Genomic DNA, 3,318 nt, shown 5'->3' with positions numbered 1-3,318 from the left:
TGTTGAGCAACATTTCCGGAACCGATTAGTACTACTTTGATCATAAGGCAAAATTAACAAAAAAAGTCAAAACTAATGCATCGTAATTTAATAGTAATTTGAAAGGATATTTATCAATAAATCAAAATATTTTTTTCCTTAATTTTGGATTAATTTAACAAGAGTGCAATTATGCAACTCGACTATTTTAAGTACTTTTGGCATAACTTTATAAAAACGTAAATTCTTACAGATGATAAATAAATTAACTTTCGTTTTATTTTCTACCCGATTGATGGCCATACTTTTCCTGACTTTTGCAATTGCAATGGCAACGGGAACTTTCATTGAAAGTAAATATAATACTGATACTGCTCGAATTTGGGTGTATAATGCCTGGTGGTTTGAAGGAATTATGTTAGTTTTTATGATTAATTTCATTGGAAACATCAAGCGTTATAATTTATGGAGAAAAGAAAAATGGGCAACACTTATGCTGCATTTATCTTTTGTATTCATTATAGCAGGAGCTTTCGTCACCCGTTATATCAGTTATGAAGGAATGATGCCTATTCGTGAAGGGAATACTGAAAACATATTTTATTCCGATAAAATGTACCTCACACTTTTTGTGGATGGTCAATATCAAGGTGAAATGAGACGTAGAACTTTCGAAAAACCATTGCTGCTTTCACCTGTTACCAACAATAATTTCTCTATTTCAGAAAAGTTTGATGAAACCAAATTTGATGTGAAATACGAGAATTTTATTATGGGAGCCAAAGAAGTCATCAAGTCCGATGCAAAAGGTAGTTTGTATTTTAAAATTGTGGAAGCCGGTGATGAAGGTAGAGTAGAACATTTCTTGAAAGAAGGAGAAGTTCAAAATATTCACAATGTATTATTTTCATTGAATAAATTTACCGTAGGAGCTATAAATATTACAATAACTGATAGCACTTCAACCATTCAAACTCCATTTGAAGGGGAGTTTATGCGAATGGCAGACAAATTGCAAGGTAAAGTTGCCAAAGATATTGTGCAACCTTTAATGATGCGTTCTTTATACAGTATTGGTGATATGAGAGTTGTATTTCCGGAACCTGCAGCAAGAGGAACTATTGATTATGACACTAAAAATGATTATCGAGCCAAAGGTAATAATGATGCTTTGGTAATTAAATTATCTGCTGAAGGACAAGAAAAATCAGTTACATTAATAGGAACCAAAGGAAGAACAGGAGAGCCTAAATCTGTGAAAATAGGAAAATTAGATTATACTTTTACTTACGGAAACAAAGTGTATACTTTGCCTTTCAGTATCAAATTGAATGACTTTATAGCTCAAAAATATCCTGGAACTGAGAAAAGTTTTTCTTCGTTTGAAAGTCAGGTTACCATTCAAGATAAAGCGGATATTTTTGATTATAAAATATATATGAATCATATTTTAGACCATAATGGGTATCGATTTTTTCAATCCTCATTCGACCCAGACGAAAAAGGAACAGTTCTATCAGTTAACCACGATTATTGGGGAACATTAGTAACATATATTGGTTATTTTATGTTGTTTTTTGCCTTGATGGCAATTATGTTTACTAAGCATTCTCGTTTTGCTGATTTAAAACGAAAACTGGAAGTAGTGAAAAATAAAAAGGCTAATTTACTAACAATTTTGCTTCTGTTTTTGAGTTTTGGTGCTTTCGGCCAAAATCATAATGGTCAGTTTCTTAACGAAAAACAATTAGATTCTATAATTGAAAAACAAAAAGTACCTGAAGCTCACGCTGCGAAATTTGCAAGATTAATTGTTCAGGATGCAGGTGGTAGAATGAAACCAATAAACACTTTCTCCTCTGAATTATTGCGAAAGGTGAGTCATAAAGATACTTATAACGGAATGAATTCTGATCAGGTGTTTTTGTCTATGACACAAGGAGGAAACATTTGGGTTCAAATTCCAATGATTTACATCAAAGCAGGAAACGACAGTATTCGCAAGATTATTGGGATTGATGCAACTAAAAAATATGCTTCATTTATAGACTTTTTTGACAATACAGGCACTTATAAATTATCATCCTATTTAGAAGCTGCATACAAAAATGCAAATCCAAACCAATTTGAAAAGGATTTTATCGAAACCGATAAAAAAGTAAATTTAATGGAAGCCGCTTTGAGTGGAAGCATATTGAAGATTTTTCCGATTCCAAATGATCCGAATCATAAATGGGTTTCTTTTGCAGAATTGTCAAACGCTGGTTTAAAAGGGATGGCTGCAACTTATACACAAAACATTCTTCCATTGTATTTTGGTGCTTTAGAAAAAGCAACCGCTACTAATGATTATAAACAAGCCGACCAATTATTAGAAAGTATTAGCGGTTTCCAGAAAAAATTTGGTAGTAAAGTGATGCCTAGTGAACAAAAAATCAGTTCTGAGATTTTGTATAATAAATATGATGTGTTCCAGAAATTGCCTTATTGGTATATGTTTGCGGCTATTTTGATGCTTTTCTTTACCATTCTTAAAATATTCAAAGAAAGAAAAGCTTTGAATGTTTTAGTTAATACGATGCACGTTATCATTGGATTGCTTTTTGCCTTGCACACCCTAGCATTGATTGCTCGTTGGTATATTTCTGGTCACGCTCCTTGGAGTAATGCTTATGAATCTATAATATATGTGGCTTGGGCAACAATGTTTTTCGGCTTGGCTTTTGATATAAAATCGAAACTTACCGTTGCTTCCTCGGCCTTTGTAGCCGCAATGATTTTGACGGCAGCTTATATGAATTGGATTGATCCGGAAATTGGTAATTTGCAACCAGTACTTAATTCCTATTGGTTAATGATTCACGTTGCAATAATCGTGGCGAGTTACGGACCGTTTGCCTTGGGGATGATTTTAGGAATAGTTTCTTTGTTGTTGATTTTGTTTACCACCGAAAAAAACAAGGAAAAAATGAAATTGAACATCAAGGAAATATCATATATTAACGAAATGGCTTTAACTATTGGTTTGATTATGCTTACCATTGGGAATTTCCTTGGTGGGCAATGGGCTAACGAAAGTTGGGGTCGTTACTGGGGTTGGGATCCAAAAGAGACTTGGGCATTGATTAGTATTATGGTGTATGCTTTTGTAATTCATGCTCGTTTTGTTCCTTCAATGCGAAATAAATGGATTTTTAATTTAATGGCGATGTATGCTTTTGTGTCCATATTATTTACTTATTATGGAGTAAATTTCCACTTGGTAGGTTTGCACTCTTATGCTAGTGGAGAAGCCAAATCTTTAAGTTGGATTTGGATGACTTTAAGCGGAATGTCTTT

1 protein-coding gene is annotated in these 3,318 nt (G+C 33.2%); it reads left to right on the top strand.

Going from position 1 to position 3,318, the window contains the following annotated elements; genetic code table 11:
* Window positions 1–232: 232 nt before the first annotated feature.
* The coding region (gene ccsA / locus ACH2BV_RS15530; RefSeq protein ID WP_395051697.1) for a cytochrome c biogenesis protein CcsA at window positions 233–3,318 on the top strand (3,086 nt) is incomplete at its 3' end.

The organism is Flavobacterium sp., assembly GCF_043780635.1.
GTDB lineage: Bacteria > Bacteroidota > Bacteroidia > Flavobacteriales > Flavobacteriaceae > Flavobacterium.
Note: the sequence above shows the minus strand (reverse complement) of the source record. Positions and strands in the feature narration are given on the sequence as shown.